The sequence below is a fragment of the Actinoplanes sp. NPDC026623 genome (assembly GCF_040638275.1).
Taxonomy (GTDB): Bacteria; Actinomycetota; Actinomycetes; order Mycobacteriales; family Micromonosporaceae; genus Actinoplanes.
The window spans coordinates 1-25,069 of record NZ_JBEZXZ010000059.1 but is presented as its reverse complement, the minus strand read 5'-3'; the positions used below and the strand labels follow the sequence as shown (position 1 = coordinate 25,069).

Sequence of the window (25,069 nt, the reverse complement as noted above, 5' to 3'; positions counted from 1 at the left end):
CCTCATCCTGCCCGGACGACCAGGAGCGCGGGAAGCACCATGGCGAGAGTCAGCACGACGTAGACCCCGCCGAGCCGGAACTGGCCGTGCCGGGTGGCGATGACCGCGCCGACGAACGGGCCCACGACGGCGGCCAGCGCCGCCAGCAGGATGGTGCCCGGCTGCCGCTGCGGCCCGGTGATCCCCCACCCCAGCAGCAGCGACACGGAGACCAGCCAGGTGAGGGTGACCAGCGTGACCTTGAGGGCCACCTCGGTACGCAGCACGGCGGCGCGGCGCTCGTCGCGGATCTCCTGCGCGGACTTGACGGCGACATCCGTACGCGACAGAGGCGCGCTGCCGGCCACCCGCGCGGATCTGACGGCGGCGTCCGTGCGCGACAGCGGCGCACGCCCGATCTCCAGGGTCACCCCTCGAACCTTAGGGCAGACGGCGGACGTTCGCGCGGGTCAGTGGGGTGGGCGCTCGCCGCTGCCGCGGGCGATGATCGAGGTGGAGATGACTATCGAGCGGGCCGGACCCGAATGCCCGCTGATCCGCTCGTGGGCGAGCCGGGCCGCCTCGCGCCCCATCGCGACCGCGTCGTGTGCCACCACCGTGGTGCCGATCACCTCGGCCAGGTCGAAGTCGTCGAATCCGATCAGCGCCGGCGGATCGGGATGCTCCTTCAGCGCCCGCAGCGCGCCCGTGGTCAGCCGGTTGTTCGTCGTGAACAGCGCCGTCGGCGCCGGATCCAGCTCCAGCAGCTCGCGGACGGTCTGTTCGGCCCGGCGCACGTCGTGCACGTCGGTGCGCAGGAACGGCTCCCACTCGTCGTTGCCGGCGGCGCGCATCGCCTGCTGGAAGCCCTCGATCCGGCCCCGCTGCGGCACCATCCGAGCCAGGTCGGCGACCAGCGCGATCCGGCGGTGCCCGCGGGTCAGCAGGTGCTCCGCGGCCGCCCGCGCCCCGCCCGCGTTGTCGATGACGACCACGTCGGCGTCCACCCCGACCGGCGGCCGGTCCAGGAAGACGAACGGCACGCCGTGGCTGCCCTCGATCGCCAGGTACGCGTGGCGCTCGGCGCTCGGCACCACCAGCAGGGCGCGCACCCGCCGCTCGAGGAACGCGTCGATCAGCGCGTGCTCGAGCTCGGCGTCCTCGTCGTTGTTGGCCGTCACCAGCTGCAGGCCGTGCTGGCGCAGCTCGCGCTCGATGCCGCTGGCCACGGCCGAGTAGAACGGGTTGGTCAGATCGCCGCTGATCAGGCCGACAAGCGCGGAGGTGCCGCCACGGCGCAGCTCCCGGGCGATGCCGTTGAGCCGGTAGCCGAGGTGGTCCGCCGCGTCGCGGACCCGGCGGCCGGTGGACTCGGCCACGTTGGGCTCGCTGTTCAGCGCCCGAGACGCCGTCTTGAGGCTCACCCCGGCCAGGGCGGCCACCTGGGTGAGCGTCGGCCGGCGCGGTGAAGCGTCGGCGGTCCCCTCGGCGGACCGGGCTACGGACATGCTGCTCCGAACTCTTCGGCGGTGGTGCGGCGGACCGGCGAATCCGGCGCAGGCCGCAATTATGACATCGATGTCGACCCTCGGACCCACCCGGTGACGGCGGTCCGGCCGTGTGGCCCGGACCTGAACGGTGATCGTTACGGTCCGTTCGGCCGACTGAATCGATCCCGAACTTCGCTACTGTCCGTAGTCGCCGCTCTCTGCGGGTTTTCGTGTTGGTGCTGTTGGGGGCGTTGTGGCTGAGGCAAAGTCGATCGGAAGAGACCGATACTTCGATACTCTGCGTGCGATCGCCATCATTCGGGTGGTTGTGTTCCACGCGTTTCCGATCGCCGCGCTCGAGCTCGTCTTCCCCTCGATGGGGGTGATGTTCGCGCTCGGCGGCTCGCTGATGGTGAAGTCCCTCGACCGCTCCGAGCTCAAGACCATCAAGAACCGCCTGCGACGGCTGCTGCCCGCACTGTGGGTGATGGCGCTGGTCGCCGTGCCGACGATGATCCGCCACGGCTGGCCGGACCAGCCGTCCTGGCCGCACCTGCTGCTCTGGGTGTTCCCGATCGCCGACCCGCCGTCGAGCGAGTTCGGCTACCCGGCGGCCGGGGTGCTCTGGTACCTGGTCACCTACCTCTGGCTCGTGCTGCTCTCGCCGTGGCTGCTGCGCCTCTACCGCCGGTGGAGCCTGCCGACCGTGCTGCTGCCGCTGCTCTTGCTGATGGTGCTGATGGCGTACCCGCACACGCTCGGCCAGACCATCGCCTGGGTCCTGCACAACATCCTGATGTACGGCTCCTGCTGGGTCCTCGGCTTCGCGCACCGCGAGGGTGACCTCGCCAAGCTGCGCCCCGCGCTGGTCCTCAGCCTCGCCGCCGTCTGCGTCGGCGGAGGCCTCGGCTGGGCCGTGCTGCACCCCGGGGACGAGGGGATCGACCTGCCCGGCCACCCGGTCGCGTACTCGATCTTCTCCCTGGGCTTCGTGCTGGCTCTGATGCGCTGGTCGCCACGGATGGACTGGCTGGCCCGGATCCGCACGCTGGACGGCTTCGTGTCGATGGTGAACAACCGGGCCGTGACGATCTACCTGTGGCACAACGTGGCCATCACCGCCGCGGTCATGCTCTACGGCCCGCTGGAGCTCTGGAAGCTTCCCACCGAGGGCCTCGGGAACGCGGCCGGCTTCGGGGTCGCGCTCGTCCTGATCGCGGCCATCGTGGTGACGATCGGCTGGGTGGAGGACCTTGCCGCCAAGCGGCAGCCCCGCCTCTCGCCGTTCGTCAAACGACGCGCGCCCCGGCAGCCGGTGGCGCCGGCCCCCGTACCCGAGCCGGCCGGCTACTACTAGGGCGCACAGCCCGCGAGGGCGACGTCCGCCACCGGCAGGTCGCGGCGGCCGCGCAGGGGTCCGAGGGCGAGGATCGGGCCGCTCAGGGCGAAGCCGATCGCCATGATCCACATGGCGCCCCGGACGCCCAGCAGGCCGGCGGTGGCGCCGCCCAGGACGGCACCGGCGGGGATCGCGCCGAAGTTCACGAACTGCATGCCGGTCAGTACCCGGCCGAGCAGGGCGGCCGGGACGTAGGCCTGCCGGAAGCCGGCGCTCACCACGTTGCCCGCGATGGAGCCGGCGGCGACGCCGAGCATGCCGGCGACGAAGAAGCGCAGGCCCGGTCCCGGCCGGGTGAGCGGCACGAGCAGCGATGCCAGGCCGGCGAAGACCTTGCAGGCGACAAGCGTCCGGGCCCCGCCCAGCCGGCCCACCAGCCGCGGCGTCATGGTTGCCGCGCCGACGCCGCCCAGGGCGACCGCGGCCAGCAGCAGGCCGACCCCGGTGGTGCCGACTCCCACCTCGCGGACCAGGAAGACCACCGTGATGGCGTTCATGCCGGTCAGCCAGAGGTTCGCCGTCGCGCCGTAGACGGTCAGGTTGCGCAGGAACCGGTCGCGGCTCAGCCAGCGGACGCCCTCCGCGATGTCGTGCCCGATGCTCCCGCGCCCGGTGACCGCCGGCCGGCGCTCGGCGCGGCGGATGCGCCACAGGCTGAGTGCCGAGAACAGGAAGCTGAACGCGTCCACCACCAGGCCCGCGGCCGTGCTGACGGCCGCGATCAGCAGGCCCGCCGCCGCGGGTCCCGCGACCTGGGCCGCCGACTCGGTGCCCTGCAGGGCCGAGTTCGCCTCGACCAGGTCGTCCGCGTCGAACATCGCCGGCAGGTACGCCGTCCAGGCCGCGGTGAAGAAGACCGTGGCGACGCCGAGCAGCAAGGCGACCGCCAGCAGATGGGCCATGGTGAGCCGGCCGAGCCAGGCCGCCACCGGCACGCTGATCACCAGCGCCGCCGCGATCAGGTCGCTGATCACCATGACCGGTCTGCGGGCCACCCGGTCGATCCAGGCGCCGGCGGGCAGGCCGATCAGCAGCCACGGCAGCCAGGCGGCCGCGGTGAGCAGGCTGACGGCGAACGCGTCCGCGTCGAGCACCTGCACGGCGATCAGCGGCGTGGTGACGCCAGCGACCGAGGAGCCGAGCCGGCTGACGGTCATGCCCGCCCACAACCTGCGGAAGTCGGCGTCGCGCAGCACGCCCCAGCGCGGTCCGCGGCGCGCGGCCGCGCGCTCGGCGGTCACGGGCGGGCCGGGAAGCCCCGGCCGATCACGAAGACCGGCTCCCGGCCGGGCGCCTCGGGCCGGCCCGCGTATCTGTCGAGGACCTGCCCGATCTCGGCGCCCAGCTCGGCGAGCTCCGCCGGGCTCAGCCGCAGGAAGCCGTCGCTGGAGAACGCGGCGTTCGCCCACGGCTCCTGCTGTGACGCCGGGCTGCCCAGCCACGTGGAGATCAGCTCGACCTGGCGCTGCAGGTCGAGCGCCAGCGCGGCGTCGGCCGCGGCCAGGCCCGCGGCGTCCCCGCCGAAGTCCGCGGAGTTCCAGCTGATGCTGCGGTCGGGCATCCGCCACCAGTGCTCCTTGCGGTTGCGGGCCAGCTCCGGCGCCTCCTCGATGAGGCCGGCCCCGGCGAGCACCCGCAGGTGGTGGCTGACGTTGGCGACCGCCTGGCCGGTGGAGCGGGCCAGCACGCTCGGCATCGACGGGCCGTCGACCCGCAGGACGTCCAGCAGGCGGCGGCGGACCGGGTGGGCCACCGCCCTGAGCACGGCGGCGTCCTTGATCTGCGGCATGCCGCCACTCTGGCATGGTAAACAGCTGTTGCGCAAGAGTCGTTAACTATCGGCGCTCGGGTGGAAGGCCTGGCACAGGGCTCGCAAAGCCGCGCTGGTTTTACTTGCCGGACACGTTTTCGAGGGAAGGCCACAGCCGTGCGGGGCCAGCGGACCGGGACAACGCCGCGTACGTGCGCAGGGTGCACGACAAGGGGGTGACGTTCGACATGCGCACGATGCCCCCGGCCGTCGTCGTCCTCCTGAGCTACGGTTCCGCCCGGGCGCCCGGCGCCCGGGCGGAACCCCGCTCAGACCTCGACGGTCAGTTCGTAGATCTCCGTCGCCGGGTGCCCGGCCCGCTCGTGCACCCGCATGACCGCCTCCTTGCTGGGCCCGCTCGACAGGCAGAACACCTTGCCGAGCTCCGGATCGAGCCAGGCCCGCTCGAAGTGCACGCCCTCCTCGGCCTCGATCCTCAGGTCGGCGCGGTGCGCCGCGTCCAGCTCCTCGGGCGTCGTGCCGAAGAACCCGCTGTGCACGTCCATGAACATCGCCATCGAACTTCCCCCTTGTCGTAGCTCCAGCATCGGCCCGCGGTGACTCCGGGCGCCGGGCTTCGGGGCAATACCGCCGAGGGCTTGTCGACCGATCGGGGTACGTCAAACGGGCTATAGCTAACTGTCGATACCACTGGCCAGAATCGCACCATGACCGCCCCTGCTGACGATGCCCTCCTGATCACGTTGATCGCCGTGTTCGCTGCCTCCACCGGCTACGCCGCCGGCCGCCTGCACCAGTGGTACCGCACCGGCATGGACCGTGATGAGGCATACCGGGACGGATACGACACCGCGACGCGAAGCGTCTTCAGCATGGCGGCCCGGTTGATCGGCCCGCGGCGCGCCGCCCGGGGCACGGCGGTCGTCGCGTCGTCGGCGGCCCGGCCCGCTCCCGCCGGGGGCGACGCCTCGGTCAAGCCGCCGTCCGCCGGGCTTCGTCCCGCAGTGCTCGCGGTGCCGGACCCGGAGGCGTCGCCCGAGGCCGACGGCGAGGAAGGCATCGGGCGGCACCTGGTGCCGGACGAACTGGCGCAGGCGCCGACCTATCGCCTCACGCCGGACCGGGTCGCCCGGGCCAAGGTCCGCGGCGCCGTCCCGGCCGACGACGAGACCCGGGACGCCGCCCGTCCGCACGTCGTGCCCCGGCCGCGTTCGTCCTGACGCCCGAAAACCTGTCGTACGGCGGCGATAGCGTGCTCGCATGGTCACAGTGGAGGAGGTCCGCGAGGTCGCGCTGAGGCTGCCCCGCACCACCGAGCACCTCATCCACGACCGGGTCAAGTTCCGGGTGGGAAAGATCGTCTACGTCGCCTTCTCCCGCGACGAGACGATCATGGGTTTCGGCTACCCCAGGGAGGAGCGCGCGGCCCTGGTGGCGGCCCAGCCCGAGGTCTTCCACCTGCCGAACGCGACGAACATGCGCTTCCAGTGGGTGCAGGCCTGGCTGGCGGCGCTGGACCACCGCCAGATGGAGGAGCTGGTGATCGACGCCTGGCGCATGGTGGTCCCCAAGCGCGTGGCGGCGGCACACGTCGCCGGCCTCCCGGACGCCTGACGGCGGCGGCGGGCGCGGGCGGCGGGCGGGCGCGCGCGGCCGGATGGGCCGGGTGGGCGTGTGGCCGGATGGGCGGGCGTGTGGTCGGATGGGCCGGGCGGGCGTGTGGTCGGATGGGGACCCGGTGGGCGTGCGGCCGATTGGGCCTGGCCGGCATGCGGCCGGATGGAGCCTGGCCGGAGGCCGAGCCAGCGCGCACCGGCCGGGGTCGGCGCGGCGATTCCCGGGCAGGATCAGGTGCGGTCCTGCCAGGTGCACAGGCAGACCTTGTTGCCCTCCGGGTCGGCGAGCACCCAGAAGCTCGGCGCCTCCGCGTCGCTGACCAGCGTGCCGCCCGCCGCGAGCGCGGCGGCGATGCGTGGCTGGACCTCCGCGGGGTCCACCCAGAGGTCGGGGTGCCAGCGCTGCCGGGGCTCGTCGGCGCCGGACTCCTGGAACCACACCGGGGGCAGGACGTCGGTCGGATCCAGCAGTTCGTCGCCGTGCTCCGCGCCCGGGGGCCGCTCCATCGCCAGCACCGCGCCCCAGAACGGCAGCACCATGGGGAAGGCGGGCGAGTCGAGGGCGAGTTCGAGCCGGGAGACGCCCCGCGCGCCGGTCCGGGTGCCGGCGGCGGCGGCGAGCGCGGAGATCGCGCGGGCCAGGCGGATGTCCCGCTCGGTGACGCCGCGGACGTCGTGGCTGGTGAGCCGGACGTCGACGTGGTCATACCGCAGGTCGACGTCGGGGTGATGGTTCGCCTCCTCGGCCGCCGCGCCGATGGCGACGGCAAGCGAGAGCCCGGCGGCGAAGTCGGCGGTGGGTATCCGGGTCTGCAGCCCACCGGGCAGGTAGACCCACCCGTCCAGCGCCGCATCGGCGATCTGCCGTCCAGTCAGCTTGGTCATCGGTTCATCCTGACCCACCGGCAACGTTTTGGCGCGCCGTCCCAAAGGGCGTGCGTCCGTGCGCTGGTCGCTTGCCCGCGTTGGATCACGCCGGGCTCCTGGGCGGACCGGCGGCGATCCGGCCGCGGATCTCGTGCATCCGCTCGGCGCTGTGGTGCGGCATCTCCCAGCGGGTCTCCATCCACCACGTGCAGCCGGCGTCGGCCCACGGCGACACCTGCGCCCACGCCGCCGCGGGGTCGTCGCCGGGGGTCTCGCCCTCGGCGAGGATGTCGAGGGTCTCCGGTGCGCCCCGCTCGAGGAGCCACGCGCGCATCTGCCGGATCTCGTCGGGTCCGCCGCCGTGGCCGGGGATCACCCCGTCGCACTTGAGCACCCGGTGCAGCGATTTCGGCCTCGGCCAGATCGCCACCACCCAGATCGGCACGCGCTGCTGCACCGGGCGGCCGACCTCGGCGAGGTCGTCGCGTTTCACCTCGTAGTCGTAGTGCGGGCCGTGGTGGCTGGTGCCGCCGGCCCAGATGGTGCGCATGAGGTCGATGCCGTCGTCCATCATGGCCGCGCGTTCGCGCAGGTCGGTGGCCTCACCGGTGAGCGGCAGGTCCGTGGTGATCGCGCCGACGCCGATGCCCAGCACGGCCCGGCCGGCGGAGAGCTGGTCGACGGTCGCGACCTGGCTCGCCACCTTCCACGGGCGGCGCCACGGCAGCGGCGTCAGCATGGTGCCGATCCGGATCCGGGTGGTCGCGGCGGCGATCGCGGCGAGCAGGCTCCAGGCGTCGACCCCGGACGCCGCCTCCCAGACGAAGACGCCGTCCCAGCCGGCCTGCTCGGCCAGGACCGCCTGCTGTAGCTGCTCGGGGGCGTCGCCGCCGGGCAGAATGACGCCGTAGTTCATGGTTGTCGACGCTAACGCCGTCTACGGCTTTCGGCCCAGCATGGCGAGAATGCGATCGAGCGGGTCGCCGCCGGGATCCGGGAGCGCGGGTGCGAAGGCGGCACCCGGTTGCAGCCGGGCGGCGCCCTGCGGCACGGCCTCGGCGATCGGCAGGGCCGCGGCGACCACGTCGTCCGGCAGCGCGTAGCCGACGCCGAGGGCGCTGGCCACGTCCCAGCCGTGCACGACGTAGTCGACGAGGTGGAAGCCGATGGCGACGCGCCGGGGGATCGGCGCCGGGGAGATCTCGGGCAGCAGGAGGTCGGCCCCGTGGGCGGCGAACGCGTCGAGGACCGCCTCGGCCGCCTCCGCGTACGCCCGGACGGGGTCGTCGCCGAGCGGCCCGGGCACCCAGAGGCCGGGGTCGCCGCCGTGGCCGGCCGCGGCGGCCGCGAAGCCCCGGTGCTGGACCGTCATGTGTGCCAGCAGCGCGCCGAGATCCCACTGCGCGCACGGCGTGGGCAGCGACAGGTCCGGACCCGTGATCCGGTTGACGACGGCCACGCTCGCGCGCACGGCCTGGGCGTCGAGGGACAGCAGCTCGATAGTATGCATATGCTTACGATCTGCGCCCGTACACGATATGTCAAGGTGTATGTTTTCAGCCGTGCCCGGACCGGAGAGCGATCGTCCCGACCTCGCCGCCATGGTCGCGCGGCTGGCGCGGGCGCTGGTCACGGCCGAGCGGCCGGTGCTGGCCGCGCACGACGTGTCGATGTGGGGCTACATCGTGCTCAGCGCCCTGGCCGACGAGCCGATGCGGACCCAGGCCGCGCTCGCGCGGGCCATCGGCGCGGACAAGACCCGGATCATCGCGACCCTCGATGAGCTGCAGGAACGCGCCCTGATCGAGCGCGAGCCCGACCCCGACGACCGACGGGTACGCCTGCTGCGGCTGACCGGCACCGGCCGGCACCTGCACGCGGCGGTGCGCGCGGACATCCGGGCCGGCGAGGAGCGCCTGCTGGCCGGCCTGGCCGGGGCGGACCGGAGCGCGTTTCTGCGCGTGCTCCGGCGCCTCGACCCCGGTGGTGGCTGAGGGATCAGACGACGTCGAAGTTCGCCATCATCGCCATGTCCTCGTGTTCGAGGTTGTGGCAGTGCAGCATGTAGCGGCCGCGGTGCCCGGCGAACCGCACCAGCACCTCGACCGTCTCGTACGGCCGCACGTCGACGGTGTCCTTCCAGCCGCCCTCCCACGGCTCCGGGTCCCGCCCGCCGCGCGACAGCACCTGGAAGTGCCCGAGATGCACGTGCACGGGATGGTGGAAGTCGCTGGTGAAGCGCCACAACTCGACAGTGCCGAGCCGGGGCGAGGCGAGCGAGCCGGCCGGGTCGTACGGCTGGTTGTTGATCCGCCACCGGCCGCCGCCGACGCGGAAGTCGAACTGGCGCACCTGCACCGCGTCCGCCCTGCTCAGCGCCGGCACCCGGGAGAGCCGGGCGGGAATCCGGGTGTCGTCCTTCGCCCGGCGCCCGACGACGAAGCGCATGACGTCCCCGGCCGGCCCCGACCCGAAGCCGTTGCGCAGCGTCACCTCGGTGCCGGGCGGATACGCGGAGAAGTCGACGAGCACGTCACAGCGCTCGCCCGGCGACAGGGTGATCTCGCGGTGCGTGACCGGCGCCGCCAGCAGCCCGTCGTCGGTGCCGATCTGGACGAGTTCCGCGCCGGACGAGAGCCCGAGCCGGTAGCGGCGGGCGTTCGAGCCGTTGACCAGCCGCAGGCGGTACCGCGCGCCCGCCACCTCGTGGCGCGGCCAGGCGACCCCGTTGACCAGGATGACGTCGCCGAAGAGCCCGGAGCGGAAGGTCCCGTCGGCGCCCGGTGACGCCATCGACACGTCCCGCATCGGGTAGCGCAGCGAGCCGTCGGCCTCGAACGCCCGGTCGCAGATCAGCAGCGGCAGGTCCCGGTCGCCGCGCGGCAGCGGCAGCGCGTCCTCCTCGTCGTCCGAGACGATCATCATGCCGGCGAGGCCGCGCCACACCTGCGGCGCCGTGTAGTCCATCCGGTGGTCGTGGTACCAGAGCGTCGCCGCCCGCTGCCCCATCGGATACCGGTAGTCGCGGCTGACCTCATGCACCCGGGCGCCGTGCAGGTGCGGCGGCCCGGGCGAGTAGCCGGCCGGGATGGTCAGGTCCAGCGGGAAGCCGTCGGAGTCCGCCGGGGTGACGCCGCCGTGCAGGTGGGTGGAGGTCGGCACGGGCAACTCGTTGCGCATGGTCACGGTGAGCGGGCGGCCGCGGCGGGCGTGGATCGTCGGGCCGGGGAAAATGCCGTCGTAACCCCAGATCCGCGTGGTGCGGTCCGGCAGCAGGCGGGCGTCGGCCACGCGCTGGGTGATGACGATGTGGTCGCCGCCGGCGACCGGCGGGATGACCAGCGGCGTTCGGAAGCGTTCCGGCAGGGGCGCCGCGCTGGTCAGCACGGATCCGGTGCCGGGGCCCTCCGAGGGCCGGCCGCAGCCGGCGAGCGCGGCAACCCCGGCGGCGCCGGCCAGCGCGAGCAGCCCGCGCCGCGACACGGCCGAAGTCACGACGGGCTTCCGGCGGCGAGGGCGGGGGCCGCGGCGCGGTAGGAGAAGGCCCACCAGTTCAGCGCCGCGGTCAGGCCCATGACGGTCATGCCGAGCGGGATGTGCAGCCCGACCAGGCGGGCGAAGCCGAGGCCGACCTGCAGCACGATCGCCACCCACAGGCCGGCGCTGAAGGCGATCGGCCACCACGGGCCGCGGCCCGGGCGGACCAGCAGGATCGTCGCCGGCAGCAGGGCCGCGGAGGTGAGCACGAGCAGGATCGCGTTCGCGCTGTGCAGGCCGAGCAGGCTCACGTTGCCGGTGACGAAGCCGCCGGCCAGGGCCGCCTGGGCCAGGACCTGGAGCAAAAGGATCAGGGTGAGCGCGCGGATGACGGCGATGGGCCAGCTCCGCGCGGGTGGATTTTCAGGCACGCGCCCATCGTGCTGGCGCGGCCGGTTCCGCGGATCCGGGTCCGTACGTAGGGGTTCCCCGGGTGTTTCAGCGCGCGGCGAGCGCCTCCTGCAGGCCCCGGGCGGCGAGCCGGTCGGCGCGCTCGTTCTCCGGGTGGCCCGCGTGGCCCTTGACCCAGTGCCACTGCACGTCGTGCTTGCGCACCACGGCGTCGAGGCGCTGCCACAGGTCGACGTTCTTGACCGGCTGCTTCCCGGAGGTCTGCCAGCCGTTCGTCTTCCACCGGGGCATCCACCTGGTGATGCCGTCGCGCACGTAGATGCTGTCGGTGTAGAGCAGGACGGGCAGCGGCGAGCGGGTCAGGCTCTCGAGCGCCTTGATCGGCGCCATGAGTTCCATCCGGTTGTTCGTCGTCGAGCCGGCCTCGCCGCCGCAGAGGTCCTTCTCGGTCGTGCCCCAGCGCAGGACGGCGCCCCAGCCGCCGGGGCCGGGATTGGGAATGCACGCACCGTCGGTGTAGATCTCCACCGGTGTAGCGGGGGCTGCCATGTTCAGCACCCTACCGACGGGTGTCAGGCCGCCGCTCCGGGGCCTGCGTGACGCCGCAGGCGCATCCGGGGGGAACCGGTACCGGACCGGCGGCCTGCCCCCGCATTACCGAGAGCCTTGGGAGCGCTCCCAACCACAGGGTAGCGCCAGAAGTCATGGGTGCAAAGCCACACCGTCCGGAGCCGTCCGAGCGGGCCGCGCCCCTGTAGGTACAGTTTCGGCCATGCGCGAAGCAGCCGTCGAGGTGCAGGACGTCGTCGTCAGATACGGCGGCGTCGTGGCCGTCGGCGGCGTGTCGCTCACCGTCGATCGCGGGTCGATTCTCGCCCTGCTTGGCAACAACGGCGCCGGCAAGACCAGCCTGCTACAGGTCTGCGAGGGCTTCCGCGCCCCCGACGCCGGCTCGGCCCGGGTGCTCGGCCTCGACCCCGTCGCCGACCACGACGAGCTCATGCCGCGGCTCGGCATCATGCTGCAGTCCGGCGGCGTCTACCCCTGGGCGACGGCCGGCGAGATCCTGCGCCTCTTCGCCTCCTTCGCCGCGAACCCGCTCGACGCCGACATGCTGCTGGACCGCCTCGGCCTGCGGAAGTTCGCCAAGACCACGTTCCGCCGGCTCTCCGGCGGCGAGCAGCAGCGGCTGTCGCTGGCCCTCGCGCTGGTCGGCCGCCCCGAGCTGGTCTTCCTCGACGAGCCGACCGCGGGCATGGACGTCGGCGCCCGCCAGACCACCTGGGAGCTGGTGGAGAGCCTGCGCGCCGACGGCGTCTCGGTGCTGCTCACCACCCACCTGCTCGACGAGGCCGAGCGCCTCGCCGACCACGTGGTCATCATGGACGGCGGCGCGGTCGCGGCGACCGGCACACCGGCCGAGCTCACGGCCGCGGCGGGGATCGACCTTCTCCGGGTACGCGCGGACGCGGGCCTCGCCGTCGGTGAGCTCGCCGCGCGCCTGCCCGCGAAGGCCATCGAGCGGTCGCCGGGCGAGTATGAGATCGCCGGCGCCCTCGACACCCACGCGATCGCGGCGGTGCTCGGCTGGTTCGCCGCCGAGGGCGCACAGGTCACCGCGGTGGACACCCGTCGCCGCACCCTCGAGGACGTCTATCTGGCCCTGACCGCGGGAGCAGCGCGATGAGTGCGAACGCCGGAACCTTCACGCCCGCGCCCGGCCGCGCGCCGATGCGGGTCGTCCTGCGGCGGCAGATCCGCATGGAGCTGGTGCTCACCGCGCGCCGCGGCGAGGCCGTGGTGCTCGCGATGGGCGTGCCCCTGCTGGTCCTGCTCGGCGCGGGCCTGACCCGCGCGACGAACCTGCCGACCGACGACCGTCTCGGCTACGTCGTCCCCGGCGTGCTCGCTCTGACGGTGATGTCCACGGCCTTCACCGGCCAGGCGATCACCACCGGATACGAGCGTGGCTACGGCGTGCTCAAGCGGCTCGGCGCGTCCCCGCTCACCCGCCCCGGCCTGCTCTTCGCCAAGACCGTGGCGATCGGCTGCCTGGTCGGCCTGCAGATGATCGCGCTGGCGGCGGTCGGCGTCATCGCCGGCTGGCGCCCCGAGCTCTCGCAACTGCCGTCCGCGCTCGGCGTGACCGTGCTGGCCACGGCCGCCTACAGCGGACTGGCGCTGCTGATCGCCAGCGTGCTGCGGCCCGAGACGACCACGGCGGCGGCAACGCTGATCTACGTGCTCATGCTCGCGGCCGGCGGCATCATGTTCGCCGCGCCCGATCTCGGCGTCGCAGGCCACTTCCTGCTCCCGCTCGCCGCGCACGCCGAGGCGCTGCGCGCCACCCTGACCGACGGCGCCTCCGTGCCGGGGAGCATCTGGCTCAGCCTCACCTGCTGGGCCGCGGTCGCGCTCACCGCGGCCGCCCGCCGGTTCCGCTGGGAGTGACGGCCCGCCGGTCGTCTGTCCGTCGATCGGTGGACACCCGCTGACCACCGCGCGGTCGTCCCGGCGGACCCCCGCCGGACGCGATGCTTTCGGGCATGACAGCCATCGAGGTACACGGACTCCGTAAGAGCTACGGCTCCCGGGCCGCCGTGGCCGGCATCGACCTGCGCGTGCCGCACGGCGAGATCTTCGCCCTGCTCGGGCCGAACGGTGCCGGCAAGACCACCACCGCCGAGATCCTCGAGGGACATCGCCGGCGCGACGCCGGCGAGGTACGGGTGCTCGGCGCCGACCCCGCCACCGCGGGCCGGGACTGGCGGGCCCGGATCGGCATCGTGCTGCAGTCGGCGAACGACGTCGCCGACCTCACCGTCGCCGAGGCCGTCCGGCACATCGGCGGGCTCTATCCCCGGTCGCGCGGCGCCGCCGAGGTGATCGGGCTGGTCGGCCTCGAGGACCGGGCCCGGTCGAGGGTGCGGACGCTGTCCGGCGGCCAGCGGCGCCGCCTCGACGTCGCGCTCGGCATCATCGGGCGGCCGGAGGTGCTCTTCCTCGACGAGCCCACCACCGGTTTCGATCCCGAGGCGCGGCGGCAGTTCTGGGACCTGGTGCGCACGCTGGCGGCCGAGGGCACCACGATCCTGCTCACCACCCACTACCTGGACGAGGCCGAGGCTCTGGCGGACCGGCTGGCCGTCATCGCCGGCGGGGTGATCGTTGCCGAGGGCACGCCGGCCGCGCTGGGCGGCCGCGCCACCGCCGGCACCACCGTGAGCTGGGAGGGCCCGGACGGACGGCGCAGCGAGCTCACCACCGACACCGGCGCGGTCATCGCCCGGCTGAGCGCCGCCGGCACGGACCTGAACACCCTCACCGTCACCCGCCCCAGCCTCGAGGACATCTACCTCAACCTGATCGGAGCAGCGAAATGACCACGCTCGTCGGCACCACCAGGGCCGGGTTCAACCGGGGCGGCGTCGAGCTGTTGCAGTTCCTCCGGGACCGGACCGCGCTGATCTTCACCTTCGGCTTCCCCGCCCTGCTGCTGCTGCTGTTCGGCACGATCTTCGCCGACGACTACGAGCATCCCGGCCTGAGCGCCGCCCGGGTCTTCTCGGCCAGCATGATCGCGTACGGGATCGTGTCCACCTCGTTCATCACGATGGGCGTCGGCATCGCGACCGACCGGGAGGACGGCACGCTGAAGCGGCTACGGGCCACGCCGATCACCGCGACCGCGTACTTCATCGGCAAGCTGGTGCTGGTCGGGGCGCTGGCCGCCGCGGAGGTGCTGGTCCTGCTCGCCGTCGGGGTGTTCGTCTTCGACGTGCCGATGCCCACCGACGCCCATCGATGGTTCACCTTCGGCTGGCTGTTCCTGCTCTCGGTCACCGCCTGCGGGCTGCTGGGCATCGCGGCGAGCTCGCTGGTCCGCTCCGCCCGTACGGCCGGTGCGGTGTTGAACGTGCCGGTGGTGGCGCTACAGTTCCTCTCCGGCGTCTTCATCCACCCGATCACGCAGTTGCCGGGATGGATGATCACGCTGGCGTCGATCTTCCCGGTGAAGTGGATGGCGCAGGGCTTCCGCTCGGTGTTCCTGCCCGACAGCGCCGTTCCGCTCGAGGCGGGCGGCGCCTGGGAACCCGGCCGGACCGCCCTGGTCCTGCTCGCCTGGTGTGTGATCGGAGCGGTGTTGTGCCTGGCGACCTTCCGCTGGACGAACCGCGGCGACGCGTGACGGGTGAGCAGCCGTCGGAGATCGTCGGCAGCAGCTCGGGCTTCTGGCACCTCTACTTCGCCGTCGTCGCCCTCGCGGTGGCGGCGGCGGTGCTCGGCCAGGCCGAGACGCCGGCCGGCCACCGGGCCGTGGCGGTGGCCTCGATCGCGGGCATGGCCGCCCTCTACGCCCTCTGGGGCCGGCGGGGCCGGGCCGGGCCGGCGTACGTGATCGGCACGCTGCTGCTGTTCTGCGCCGGCGCGTTCGCCGACCCGGCCGTCAGCTACCTGCTCTTCGCCCTCTGCCCGCTGCTGTTCGTGGTGCTCGACATCCGGGCCGCCGTCGTGGCGGTGCTGTGCGCGAACGTGGTGCCGCTGCTCACGGGCTTTCTGCGTACGGGAGGGGGTTGGGGCTATTTCTCGCACAACGCTCCGGTCTTCGTGGCGTCGTCCGCCTTCGCCCTGTGGTTCGGCATCTGGATCCACCGGTTGATCGTGCAGAGCAGCGAGCGGGCCGCGCTCATCGCCGAGCTTGAGGCCAGCCGCGCCGAGGTCGCCCGGCTCTCACACGAGGCGGGGGTCGCCGCCGAGCGGGCGCGGCTGGCCGGCGAGATCCACGACACCCTCGCGCAGGGCTTCACCAGCATCATCACGCTGCTGCAGGCCGTCGATCCCGGGCTCGCCGACGAGCGGCTCGCGCTGGCCGTGCGGACCGCCCGGGAGAACCTGGCCGAGTCCCGGTCCCTGGTCGCGGCCCTGGCGCCGGCCGCGCTGAGCTCCGGCTCGCTGCTCGACGCGGTACGCCGGCAGACGGCGCGGTTCACCGAGGAGACCGCCGTCGCGGCGACCTGCCGGGTGTCCGGCGAGGTCCGTCCGCTACCGACCGCGGTCGAGGTCGTGCTGCTGCGCGCCGCGCAGGAGGCGCTGGCCAACGTGCGGCGGCACGCGCAGGCGGGCCAGGTCTCGGTGCTGCTGGCGTACGGCGTGGACAGCGTGCGGCTGGTGGTCCGCGACGACGGCCGCGGTTTCGACCCCGCGGCCGCGCACGGCTTCGGTCTGCCGGGCATGCGTGCCCGCGCCGAGCAGGTGAACGGCCGCCTGAGCGTGCACAGTGTCCCGGGGGCGGGCGCCCTCGTCGAGGTGGAGGTGCCGTCGTGATCCGGCTGATCCTGGTCGATGACCATCCCGTGGTGCGGCACGGGCTGCGCGGCATGCTCGAGGCCGAGCCGGACCTGACCGTGGTCGGCGAGGCGTCCAGCGGGCCCGAGGGCGTGGCCCTGGCGGCCGAGGCGCGGCCGGACATCGTGCTGATGGACCTGCGGATGCCCGGCGGCGACGGCGTCGAGGCCACCGCCCGGATCCTCGCGACCGTCCCCGGCGTACGCGTGCTGGTGCTGACCACCTACGAGTCGGACCGCGACATCCTGCGCGCGATCGAGGCCGGCGCCGGCGGCTACCTGTTGAAGGACGCCTCGCCGGCCGACCTCGCCGCCGCCGTCCGGGCCGCGGCCCGGGGCGAGACGGTGCTCGCACCCAGCGTGGCGTCCACCCTGGTCCGAAAGGTCCGCAGCCCGGCGCCGCCGGCCCTCTCCGCCCGGGAGACGCAGGTGCTGGGCCTGGTGGCGCGGGGTCTGACCAATGCCGACATCGGCCGCGCGCTGTTCATCACGGAGGCCACGGTGAAGACGCATCTGCTGCGCGCCTTCGCCAAATTGGAGGTGGCCGACCGCACCGCCGCGGTGACCAAGGCGATGAGCCTCGGCCTGATCTGACACCCCTGGCACCGGCCGATATGCCGTTGGTTCTTAGGTGTCAAGTGGGCCGATCGATGGGCGTGTCTCACAACCGGCTACTTTTCTCCACCCTGGATGATCTAGAGTCGGGTTGCTGACATCGATGATCCTGGCTACCCTGCGGACGCGCTCCGAGTCCATCGTGTTACGGTGCGGTACCGCAGGCGCATTTACCGGACAAATCACGGCCGCCAATGCGTGAGGAAACGGACAATGGATTGTTCGCGACTGCGGACCCATGTCACGTTCCGCATGCCTGCTACTTTGTCCGCTGTAGACCTGAGTTAACCTGCAATGCACGTTGATGCCGCCCGATCCGGCATCCGAAAATAGGTACAACGTTGTTAAACATTTAGCGCCGCGGGGTCGGTATTCTCCTGAACCTCGTCTAGCGTTCACCGCCTAAGCGTTCCTGCGCCATGTTCACAGGTGCGGGGTGGGGGGCGTGGCAACAGTGTGCGTGAAATTGCCGAGTGGGCGTGGGGTCTCACTGGAGGCAGGGGCGTCGTGACAACGACGGAAACTACGGCGGACACCGCCGCGACAGGACCGATTCCATCTACATCGTATTCGGGATTCACCGAGCGGGACCTCGGTGTCTCCGACGACCGTGCGCATGCCGACCGCTGGGTGTGGGAGGCCCGCTACGTCAAGCTGCTGCTGGTCATCGACTTCGGGGCGACGCTGGTCGCCACGCTGGCCGCGTTCGTGCTGCGCTTCCAGGGCGCGCCCTACGCGGATTGGTACCTGGTGCTCTCCGCGCTCATCCCGCCGGTGTGGGTGGGGCTGCTGGCGCTGAGCCACGCCTACGAGCGGCGGGTGCTGTTCGTCGGCGGCGAGGAATACCAGCGGGTGCTGCGCGCCGGCGTGCGCCTGACGCTGGGCATCGCCCTGGCGTCCTATGTGGCCAATGCCGACCTGGCGCGCGGCTACCTGTCGATCGCACTCGTGCTGACCACGGTGCTCTCGCTGGCCGGCCGCTTCGTGCTGCGCAAGGTGCTGCACCAGGCGCGCAGGCGTGGGGCCTGCATGCACCGGGTGCTCGTGCTCGGCCACGCGCCGGCCGTCGCGCAGATGACCGCTCAGCTGCACCGGCGCTCGCACCACGGCCTGCAGGTCGTCGGGGCCTGCCTGCCCGCGGGGCAGCTCGGCGAGGCGGCGAAGACCGTCGACGTGCCGGTCTTCGGCGCCCTGGGCGCGGCCGCGAACTCGGCCGCGGCGGCCGGCGCGGACACGGTCATGGTGCTGTCCTGCCCGGAGCTCGACGGCCCGATGCTGCGCCGCCTCGCCTGGGAGCTCGAGCGCGACGACATCGACCTGATCGTCTCGTCGTCGCTGGTGGACACCGCGGGCGACCGGATCACCGTGCGCCCGGTCGACGGGCTGCCGATGATGCACATCGAGCACCCCCGGCTCTCGGGCGGGCGGCGGCTCATCAAGTCGGTGTTCGACGTGTCGGTGGCCGCGCTGCTGCTGATGCTGCTCGTGCCGCTGCTGCTGCTGGTCGCGCTCGTCATCCGGCTGGACACCGGCGGCCCGGTGTTCTTCCGCCAGATCCGGGTCGGCCGCGGCGGCGAGTCCTTCCGGATGTTCAAGTTCCGCACGATGCACACCGACGCCGAGGCGCGCCTGGAGGCGATGCGCCGGCAGAACGAGTCCACCGGGGTGCTGTTCAAGATGCGTGACGATCCGCGGGTCACCCGGTCCGGGCGCTTCCTGCGCCGCTACTCGCTCGACGAGCTGCCTCAGCTGATCAACGTGCTGCTGGGGGAGATGTCGCTGGTCGGGCCGCGCCCGCCGCTGCCGAGCGAGGTCGAGCGGTACCCGCAGGACATGCGGCGGCGGCTCGTGGTCAAGCCCGGCATGACCGGGCTCTGGCAGGTCAGCGGGCGCTCGGATCTGTCCTGGGAGGACTCGATCCGGCTCGACCTGCAATACGTGGAGAACTGGTCGCTCACGGTCGACCTGGTGATTCTCATGCGGACCGCCACGGTGGTCATGCGAGGCGCCGGCGCCTACTGACCGGGCGGGCGCGTGGGGCGCCCGCCCGGGGTTTCACGGTTATGCGGTCGGGATGCCGCAGGATGGGGACAGTTCGGTGGTACTGCTCTACTTCGTCGCCGCGTTCGCGGTCATCGTGCCGGCCGTGGTCGGGCCGCTGCTCGCGTACGGGCCGGGCCGGCGGCTGGCCGGGGGGCGGCTCGTCGCGCTGACCCGCGAGTCCGTCGCGGGCCTGGTCACGACGCTCGGGCGGCCGGCGACGGCGCTCGCCTTCGTGCTCTTCTGGGCGGCGCTCATCGTCGCCGTCTTCTGGCCCGTCGGCCTGCTGGTGCACAGCCTGGAGAACGTGGTCGACTGGCCCGTCCTGCTGTGGATCACCGACCGGCGCAACCCCGGCTTCGAGGACTTCAACTGGCTGTACACCGCGCTCGGCGACCGCGACCCGCTGAAGATCGTGGTCGTGGTGTCCGCGGTGTTCTTCGCCGCCCTCTGGCGCCGGCGCTTCTGGATCCCGCTCGGTGCGATCCTGGTGAGCTTCCCGCTCGAGCAGTACGTGCAGGCCATCCTCAGCGGCATGGTCAACCGCGGCCACCCGCCGACCGGGCTCGGGTCGTACCCGTCCGGCGGCATCGCCCGGATCGTCATGACCTTCGGGGCGATCGCGCTCTTCACCGCGCTGACCTGGCAGCTGAGCCGCCGCTGGCACGTGGTGCTCGGCACCGTCGTGCTGGTGCTGGCCACCTACGAGGGCTACTCCCGGATCTACGTGCAGAAGCACTGGCTCACCGACGTCGTCAGCGGCCTGATCTTCGGGCCCGCGCTGTTCCTGGGCTACGCCGTGGCCGTCTGCGTCCTGGCCGGCCGCTATCCGCGCCAGGCGCCGCCGGAGCGGGCGGCGGCCGAGGCGCCGGCCGACGGCTCCGCTGAAGACGCGGACGTGCCCGTCGCCGCGACCGCGCCGTGACGACGCTGCTCGTCGCCTCCACCGGTGGCCACCTGGCCGAGTTGCACGACCTCAGGCCGCGGCTCGGGGTCGGCGACCGCCGCTGGGTCACCTTCGACAGCCCGCAGAGCCGCTCCCTGCTCGAGGGCGAGGACGTCGTCTACGTCCCGCCGGCGACCAGCCGGGACCTGGTCGGCGCGGTTCGCGACCTGGTCGTGGCCCGGAAGATGTTCCGGTCCGAGCGCTACGAGCAGGTGATCAGTACCGGGGCCAGCGTCGCGATGGCGTTCTTCGTGCCCGCGACGACGGCCGGGGTGCCGTGCTCCTACATAGAGAGTGCGACCCGCACCCGGGGCCCGTCGCTGACCGGACGGCTCGCCGCCCGGGTGCCGCGCGCCCGCCTCTACACGCAGTACCCGGCGTGGGCCGACGACACCTGGCGCTACGGCGGATCCATCTTCGACGCGTTCGAGGCCGAGCCGATCGCCGAGCCGCGCCCGGTCCGCAAGGTCGTGGTCACCCTCGGCACGCACGAGCGCTACACCTTCCCGCGCCTGCTCAACCATCTCGTTACCCTCCTGCCGCCGGATTGGGACGTCCTCTGGCAAGTTGGTTCGACCGTTATCGATAGAATGCCCGCCGACGCCCGGAAACAAGTGCCGATCTCCGAGATGCGGGAGGCCCTCGCCGCGGCGGACGTCGTCATATCGCACGCCGGTGTCGGCTCCGCGCTGGCGGCGATGCAAGCCGGCAAGCGGGCGCTCTATGTGCCGCGGCGCAAGGCGTTCGGCGAACACGTCGACGACCATCAGGTCGAGATGGCGCGAGAGTTGGAAGGCAGGAGACTGGTCGTGGCCCGGGAAGCGGAGGAGGTCGGCCTCGAGGATCTCGAGACGGCGGCCGCCTGGTCCGTGCGCGCCAGCCCGGCAGTCGAGCCGTTCCGGCTGGCTCCGTCGTGAATGCACGATTCGGCCGGGTCCACCGTGCAGATTTCTCCGTCCGATAGCCACGGTCTCCGTCCGGATGGTCGATAGCGCCACCGACAGGCCCACACCAGGCTTCGTCAATCCTTAGGTTCTGATTAGGAGGGCTCGTGTCCCTGAAGCGTCGACTCCGGCCACGGCAGGCCGCCAGGTTCCTGGTGCCCGCCGCGGTGATGAGTCTGACGGTCGCTCTGACCGCCGTTCCGGCGAGCGCCGTTTACGTACCACCGAACGACCCGGCGACCCTGGTCTCGGCCAACCCGGCGGACAACACGCCGCACCTGCAGAACGGAAGCATGCGCGCCTTCGCGCAGATCGGTAACACGGTCTACGCGGGCGGCTCGTTCTCCGGCGTCAAGCCCGCCGGCGGCACCACCTGGACGCCCGCGAACAACCTGATCGCGTACGACGCCGGCACCGGCGCGCTGCGCACCGCCTTCGTGCCCGTGCTCGACGGGGCGGTGCAGACCCTCGCGGTCAGCCCCGACGGCAAGCTCATCGTCGGCGGCAGCTTCGGCGTCGTCAACGGGGTCGCCCGCAAGAACCTGGTCGAGCTCGACCCGGCCACCGGCGACACGGTTGCCGGCTGGGCCGGCCGGGCCGACGGCGGCGTCGTGCGCCGCGCGATCGTGCACGACAACCAGCTCTACGTCGCCGGCGCCTTCCACTGGATCAACGGCACCGAGCACTCGCTGCTCGCCCGGCTCAACGCCACCACCGGCGCGATCGACCCGAGCTTCCAGATCGACGCGAGCGGCGCTCGCCCGTACCCGAACAGCACCGAGCTGGTCTGGGGACTCGCCGTCGCGCCCGACGGCGACACCGTCGTGGCGGTCGGCAACTTCACCGCGGTGAACGGGCAGGCGCACAACCAGGTCGTCATGATCGAGACCGACGGCACGCCGGTGGTCGCGGACTGGGCCACCGACCGCTACGTGGCCTCCTGCTACAGCAGCGCGTTCCCGTTCTACGCCCGTGACGTCGACTTCAGTGACGACAGCAACTACTTCGTCATCATCGGCGACGGCGGGCGCGGCGACGGATACTGCGACGCCACCGCCCGCTGGGAGACCGGGGACCGCGGGTCCAACGTCCAGGCCACCTGGGTCGACTACAGCGGCACCGACTCGGTCACCTCGGTCGAGGTCGCCGACGGCGTCGTCTACATCGGAGGTCACTTCCGCTGGCAGAACAACGCCAACGGTAACGACTCGCAGGGCGCCGGCGGCGTCAGCCGTTACGGCATCGCCGCGCTGGACCAGCAGAACGGCGTGCCGCTCAACTGGAACCCGACCCGCTCGCCCGGCAGCCAGCTGCCGGCCGGTGGCACCGACTGGGGTCCGATCATGTGGGAGCTGTGGAAGGGCCCGACCGGCCTCTTCGCCGGCTTCGACGCCGACGGCCTCGGCAACGAGTACCACGGGCGGCAGGGCTTCTTCCCGGAGTCGGGCGGTCGCACCCTCCCGATCCAGGACGCACCGCAGGCCGCCACCGGCTACCTCTACCTCGGTGCCGGCAACGGACAGGTGACCAAGGTGCCGTTCGGTGCAACCGGGCTGGGCACGCCCACCACGGTCAGCCAGCCGCAGCTCACCTCGGCCCGGTCGGCGTTCGTGGTGGCCAACAAGCTCTACTGGGCGAAGACCGATTCGACCGCGCCGAGCGGCAGTGTGCTGAACATCTCGATGCTCAGCGGCGCCGGCGTGATCGGTGCCCCGTGGGTCGGCAGCGGCTACAACTCCTGGTTCACGGCCGCCAGCATGACCGGCGCGTTCTTCCTCCAGGGCCGCATGTACTTCACGGTGTCCAACAGCAACGCGCTGTACTACCGGTACCTGACGGCGGACGGCTATGTGGTGGGCTGCACCCAGTTCACGCTCCCCACCTCGGGCATCGACTGGCGTACGGTGCGGGGCATGACCTGGGTGTCCGGCAAGATCGTCTACGGTTCCACGGACGGATCGCTGCGCACGGTTGGCTTCGACCCGGCCGCGACGACCGCGGTCGTCGGTTCCAACGCCACCGTGGTGGCGGCCCCGACTCCCGAGGCCACCTGGTCCAATCAGACACTTTTCTTCGCAACCTCGTAACCAACACAGTCTATGTAGCGGACAGACTCCATTGAGTAACCTCCTCGGCCGCGCAAGGACGCGCGGCCGGGGAGGGTTCGCCAGACTCGGATATACCGATACACAACTGCAGAACCTGTCGGGGAGAGACGACTCATGGATGTGACTGATTCCGTCGCCGCGAGCCGGCAGCGGGTCATCGGCTTCGCCGACGTCGTACTGATTCCGCTGCGTCGCTGGCGGATCGTGCTCGGCGTCACCGGCGCCGTCACGCTCGCCGTGCTCGGATATCTCCTGTTCTTTCCGGCGACATTCCGGGCGACGACGGTCGTGGTGCTGCGCCCCGTGGTCACCGACCCGTTCACCCTGCCGTCCAGCGGCGCCGACCGGGCCATCAACATGACCGCCGAGAACGGCATCGCCCTCGGCAACGACGTGATCGACACGACCGCCCGGATCCTGCACCAGGACCCGGAGGAGATCCGCGAGGCGCTCTCCACCGAGGTGCCGACCGGCGGCCAGGTGCTCCGCTTCCAGTACGCGGGCGACACCGAGCGCAGCGCGATCACCGGAGCCAACACCGCCGCGGAGACCTACCTGCGGGTCCGCGAGGACATCTACAAGCAGCAGCGGGCCGCGCTGATCCTGTCCTACGACAACACCATCAAGTCGGTGACCGGGCAGCGGCAGACCGCGCAGAAGGACCTGCCCGAGAAGCAGTCGAGCTCCGACACGGCGTCCCCGCGCACCCAGGCGACGCTGGACCAGGTCAGCGCCCTCAACGACCAGATCGCCCAGCTGGCCAACGCGCGCGCCAAGGTCGCCTCGGCCGACCTGAGCCCCGGCGCGATCACCGCCGCCGCCCGCTCGCCGATCCCGTCGAGCCACGACGCCGGCCCGCTCTACCTGCTCGGCGCGGTCCTCGGCGGCCTGCTGCTCGGCATGATCTGTGCGCACGCCCGCGAGGCCATGGACCGCCGCGTCCGCTCCATCGAGCAGGCCGCCGACCTGGTGGGCCTGCCCGCGCTCGGCGTGGTCCGGGCCGCCGGACGCCACCACGACGACGCGGCGGCGGCCGACGCCCGCTACGTCTCACTCGCCGTGCTCAAATGGATCGACCGGCACCCGGACCGGGCGCTGGTCGTGCTCTCCAGCCGCGACGACGAGGGCCGCACCACGGTGACCGCCAACCTCGCGGTCGCGCTCGCCGAGGCCGGCCAGGACGTCACCCTCGTCGGCACGCCGGGAAGCCAGGTCGAGCTCCAGCGGGTGCTGTTCGCCGCGCAGAAGCGCACCCCGCCGAGGCCCCGCACGCTCGCGCCCGGCGGCTCCACGGGGCTGAACGGCTCGCCCGCGGACCGGTTCGGCGGCGGCGCGGCCCGGCAGTCCGGTGGGCCCGTGCGGCTGGCACCGGTGCAGGCCAGGGCGTCGTCGTCCAACGACCCCGAGGCCACCCTGATCATGGAGACCTCGGTACGCCAGGCGCCCGTGCCCGTACCGGCGTCGCCGGGAAACGCCGACCCCGACAACCGGCTCATGGTCGTGTTGATCGGCGGCGGCGTGGTGCGGCTCTGCACGCTGGGCGAGGAGCCCGACAGCGGCGTGGTCGTCATCGACGGGCCGCCGTCCGACACCGACGAGCGCGGCGTCCGCGCCGCGCAATCCGGTGTCGCGATCCTGGTCGTCGCCCGCGACCGGACCCGCAACGCCGAACTGACCCGCCTCGTCGACCGGCTGCGCTCCGCGGGCGCGCAGACGGTCGGCTTCGTTCTCACCGGGGGTCGCAGTGCCTGAGAACCATCCCGACGTCAGCGTCATCGTCGCCACCCGCGACCGGCCCGGCCTGCTGGAACGGGCCGTGGCCAGCATCCTCGGGCAGGACTACCCCGGCCGCGTCGAGTGCATCGTGGTCTACGACCACGTCGACGTGCGCGAGCTGGACGTGCCGGCCGGGCCGAACCGGGCGCTGAAGCTGATCAACAACAGCCACCGGCAGGGCCTGCCCGGCGGCCGCAACAGCGGCGTCGACGCGGCCACCGGCGAGCTGCTGGCCTTCTGCGACGACGACGACATCTGGCTGGCCACCAAGCTCAGCCGGCAGGT

Annotated in this window: 27 protein-coding genes; 16 read left to right on the top strand and 11 right to left on the bottom strand. The window is 72.3% G+C overall.

From position 1 onward, the window contains the following. Nucleotides 1-2: 2 nt before the first annotated feature. Entirely contained in the window at nt 3-410 is a 408-nt protein-coding gene (locus AB0F10_RS19345) for a hypothetical protein (protein ID WP_360626398.1), read from the bottom strand. Nucleotides 411-449: 39 nt separating this feature from the next. Beyond that, on the bottom strand, nt 450-1,487 hold the full coding sequence (locus AB0F10_RS19340) for a LacI family DNA-binding transcriptional regulator (RefSeq protein ID WP_360626395.1): 1,038 nt from the start codon (nt 1,485-1,487) through the stop codon (nt 450-452). A 235-nt stretch (nt 1,488-1,722) separates the two neighbouring features. Here AB0F10_RS19340 and AB0F10_RS19335 point away from each other — a divergent pair, with 235 nt between their 5' ends. Beyond that, on the top strand, nt 1,723-2,826 hold the full coding sequence (locus tag AB0F10_RS19335) for an acyltransferase (protein ID WP_360626392.1): 1,104 nt from the start codon (nt 1,723-1,725) through the stop codon (nt 2,824-2,826). Here the strand turns inward: AB0F10_RS19335 and AB0F10_RS19330 are convergent. From AB0F10_RS19330 to AB0F10_RS19320, 3 genes are all read right to left on the bottom strand, one after another. Next, nucleotides 2,823-4,109: an MFS transporter gene (locus AB0F10_RS19330; protein WP_360626389.1), complete on the bottom strand. Its 1,287-nt coding sequence runs from the start codon at nt 4,107-4,109 to the stop codon at nt 2,823-2,825. The genes AB0F10_RS19335 and AB0F10_RS19330 overlap by 4 nt on opposite strands. Beyond that, nucleotides 4,106-4,657 (bottom strand): helix-turn-helix domain-containing protein, encoded by a 552-nt coding sequence (locus AB0F10_RS19325; protein WP_360626386.1) that lies wholly within the window; start codon nt 4,655-4,657, stop codon nt 4,106-4,108. The genes AB0F10_RS19330 and AB0F10_RS19325 overlap by 4 nt, the downstream gene beginning before the upstream one ends. Nucleotides 4,658-4,947: 290 nt before the next feature. Beyond that, the gene (locus AB0F10_RS19320; protein WP_360626383.1) at nt 4,948-5,196 is read right to left on the bottom strand and encodes an SCO4226 family nickel-binding protein; all 249 of its coding nucleotides are present in this window, start codon (nt 5,194-5,196) and stop codon (nt 4,948-4,950) included. A 150-nt stretch (nt 5,197-5,346) separates the two neighbouring features. Between AB0F10_RS19320 and AB0F10_RS19315 the strand changes: the two genes are divergently transcribed. After that, nucleotides 5,347-5,859, top strand: a complete 513-nt coding sequence (locus AB0F10_RS19315; RefSeq protein WP_360626380.1) for a hypothetical protein — start codon at nt 5,347-5,349, stop codon at nt 5,857-5,859. Between the two features lie 40 nt (nt 5,860-5,899). Further along, nucleotides 5,900-6,253, top strand: a complete 354-nt coding sequence (locus AB0F10_RS19310) for an MmcQ/YjbR family DNA-binding protein (RefSeq protein ID WP_360626376.1) — start codon at nt 5,900-5,902, stop codon at nt 6,251-6,253. A gap of 233 nt (nt 6,254-6,486) precedes the next feature. Here AB0F10_RS19310 and AB0F10_RS19305 read toward each other — a convergent pair whose 3' ends face one another. The 3 genes from AB0F10_RS19305 to AB0F10_RS19295 form a co-directional block, all read right to left on the bottom strand. After that, nucleotides 6,487-7,140, bottom strand: coding sequence for a 4a-hydroxytetrahydrobiopterin dehydratase (locus tag AB0F10_RS19305; RefSeq protein WP_360626373.1), 654 nt, complete (start codon nt 7,138-7,140; stop codon nt 6,487-6,489). Between the two features lie 85 nt (nt 7,141-7,225). Continuing rightward, nucleotides 7,226-8,038 carry an LLM class flavin-dependent oxidoreductase gene (locus AB0F10_RS19300; RefSeq protein WP_360626370.1) on the bottom strand — a complete coding sequence of 271 codons (813 nt, stop codon included), beginning with the start codon at nt 8,036-8,038 and terminating at the stop codon, nt 7,226-7,228. A gap of 21 nt (nt 8,039-8,059) precedes the next feature. Continuing rightward, nucleotides 8,060-8,632: a TIGR03086 family metal-binding protein gene (locus AB0F10_RS19295; RefSeq protein WP_360626367.1), complete on the bottom strand. Its 573-nt coding sequence runs from the start codon at nt 8,630-8,632 to the stop codon at nt 8,060-8,062. A 52-nt stretch (nt 8,633-8,684) separates the two neighbouring features. Between AB0F10_RS19295 and AB0F10_RS19290 the strand changes: the two genes are divergently transcribed. Further along, the gene (locus AB0F10_RS19290) at nt 8,685-9,116 is read left to right on the top strand and encodes a MarR family transcriptional regulator (RefSeq protein ID WP_360626364.1); all 432 of its coding nucleotides are present in this window, start codon (nt 8,685-8,687) and stop codon (nt 9,114-9,116) included. Between the two features lie 4 nt (nt 9,117-9,120). Here AB0F10_RS19290 and AB0F10_RS19285 read toward each other — a convergent pair whose 3' ends face one another. The 3 genes from AB0F10_RS19285 to rnhA all read right to left on the bottom strand — a co-directional run bounded on the left by AB0F10_RS19285 (nt 9,121) and on the right by rnhA (nt 11,559). Continuing rightward, complete coding sequence (locus AB0F10_RS19285; protein ID WP_360626361.1) at nt 9,121-10,617, bottom strand: multicopper oxidase domain-containing protein; 1,497 nt, start codon at nt 10,615-10,617, stop codon at nt 9,121-9,123. Further along, nucleotides 10,614-11,030 carry a hypothetical protein gene (locus tag AB0F10_RS19280; RefSeq protein WP_360626358.1) on the bottom strand — a complete coding sequence of 139 codons (417 nt, stop codon included), beginning with the start codon at nt 11,028-11,030 and terminating at the stop codon, nt 10,614-10,616. The genes AB0F10_RS19285 and AB0F10_RS19280 overlap by 4 nt, the downstream gene beginning before the upstream one ends. Nucleotides 11,031-11,097: 67 nt before the next feature. After that, nucleotides 11,098-11,559 (bottom strand): ribonuclease HI, encoded by a 462-nt coding sequence (gene rnhA, locus AB0F10_RS19275; RefSeq protein WP_360626355.1) that lies wholly within the window; start codon nt 11,557-11,559, stop codon nt 11,098-11,100. Between the two features lie 223 nt (nt 11,560-11,782). On the opposite strand from rnhA, the gene AB0F10_RS19270 reads away from it, so the two are divergent. The 12 genes from AB0F10_RS19270 to AB0F10_RS19215 all read left to right on the top strand — a co-directional run. Next, nucleotides 11,783-12,697: an ABC transporter ATP-binding protein gene (locus AB0F10_RS19270; RefSeq protein WP_360626352.1), complete on the top strand. Its 915-nt coding sequence runs from the start codon at nt 11,783-11,785 to the stop codon at nt 12,695-12,697. Further along, a complete protein-coding gene (locus tag AB0F10_RS19265) occupies nt 12,694-13,461 on the top strand; it encodes an ABC transporter permease (RefSeq protein WP_360626349.1) in 768 nt (255 codons plus the stop codon). Before AB0F10_RS19270 ends, AB0F10_RS19265 begins: the two co-directional genes overlap by 4 nt. A gap of 95 nt (nt 13,462-13,556) precedes the next feature. After that, nucleotides 13,557-14,393 (top strand): ABC transporter ATP-binding protein, encoded by an 837-nt coding sequence (locus tag AB0F10_RS19260; protein WP_360626346.1) that lies wholly within the window; start codon nt 13,557-13,559, stop codon nt 14,391-14,393. Then, the gene (locus AB0F10_RS19255; RefSeq protein WP_360626343.1) at nt 14,390-15,199 is read left to right on the top strand and encodes an ABC transporter permease; all 810 of its coding nucleotides are present in this window, start codon (nt 14,390-14,392) and stop codon (nt 15,197-15,199) included. The genes AB0F10_RS19260 and AB0F10_RS19255 overlap by 4 nt, the downstream gene beginning before the upstream one ends. Further along, nucleotides 15,196-16,335: a sensor histidine kinase gene (locus AB0F10_RS19250; RefSeq protein ID WP_360626340.1), complete on the top strand. Its 1,140-nt coding sequence runs from the start codon at nt 15,196-15,198 to the stop codon at nt 16,333-16,335. The genes AB0F10_RS19255 and AB0F10_RS19250 overlap by 4 nt, the downstream gene beginning before the upstream one ends. After that, on the top strand, nt 16,332-16,949 hold the full coding sequence (locus tag AB0F10_RS19245; protein ID WP_360626337.1) for a response regulator transcription factor: 618 nt from the start codon (nt 16,332-16,334) through the stop codon (nt 16,947-16,949). Before AB0F10_RS19250 ends, AB0F10_RS19245 begins: the two co-directional genes overlap by 4 nt. Before the next feature lie 528 nt (nt 16,950-17,477). Then, nucleotides 17,478-18,992 (top strand): sugar transferase, encoded by a 1,515-nt coding sequence (locus AB0F10_RS19240; protein WP_360626334.1) that lies wholly within the window; start codon nt 17,478-17,480, stop codon nt 18,990-18,992. 52 nt (nt 18,993-19,044) lie between these two features. Next, nucleotides 19,045-19,935: a phosphatase PAP2 family protein gene (locus tag AB0F10_RS19235; protein ID WP_360626331.1), complete on the top strand. Its 891-nt coding sequence runs from the start codon at nt 19,045-19,047 to the stop codon at nt 19,933-19,935. Beyond that, nucleotides 19,932-20,873: a glycosyltransferase gene (locus tag AB0F10_RS19230; protein ID WP_360626328.1), complete on the top strand. Its 942-nt coding sequence runs from the start codon at nt 19,932-19,934 to the stop codon at nt 20,871-20,873. Before AB0F10_RS19235 ends, AB0F10_RS19230 begins: the two co-directional genes overlap by 4 nt. A 197-nt stretch (nt 20,874-21,070) precedes the next feature. Further along, nucleotides 21,071-22,987 (top strand): delta-60 repeat domain-containing protein, encoded by a 1,917-nt coding sequence (locus AB0F10_RS19225; protein WP_360626448.1) that lies wholly within the window; start codon nt 21,071-21,073, stop codon nt 22,985-22,987. A gap of 135 nt (nt 22,988-23,122) precedes the next feature. Further along, nucleotides 23,123-24,760 carry a hypothetical protein gene (locus tag AB0F10_RS19220; protein ID WP_360626325.1) on the top strand — a complete coding sequence of 546 codons (1,638 nt, stop codon included), beginning with the start codon at nt 23,123-23,125 and terminating at the stop codon, nt 24,758-24,760. Further along, the coding region (locus AB0F10_RS19215; RefSeq protein WP_360626322.1) for a glycosyltransferase family A protein at nt 24,753-25,069 on the top strand (317 nt) is incomplete at its 3' end. The genes AB0F10_RS19220 and AB0F10_RS19215, both read left to right, overlap by 8 nt.